The 254-nt window shown below is 53.5% G+C and carries 1 protein-coding gene; it reads right to left on the minus strand.

Annotation, left to right across the window (positions count from 1 at the left end; translation table 11 throughout):
- Window positions 1-133 precede the first annotated feature (133 nt).
- On the minus strand, window positions 134-254 hold a 121-nt coding region (locus HV823_RS26475; protein WP_176952637.1), incomplete at its 5' end, for an integrase core domain-containing protein.

Here is a 254-nt window from a genome sequence, read left to right on the forward strand (position 1 = left end):
TCAGAATGAACGCCTTCTGCGCGTCCGAAAACTGCGATGCCTTCATCGTCTTCCGTTCCTTTCCCAGCCAGGAAAAATCACCGGAAAACTCTAACCAAAATTGGTCCAGTTTGAAGGGTTCAGATCACCTAACTCAGGGAAGCGGGCTGGCGGCGCTTCCCGGATTCATCAGCGAGATCGGTACCTTGTTGCCGATCGCACCATGGGGCCGAAACTCATTGTAGTCTCTGCGCCAATCCTCCATCTTTTCGCGG

This window comes from Mycoplana rhizolycopersici (genome assembly GCF_013378445.1).
GTDB lineage: Bacteria > Pseudomonadota > Alphaproteobacteria > Rhizobiales > Rhizobiaceae > Mycoplana > Mycoplana rhizolycopersici.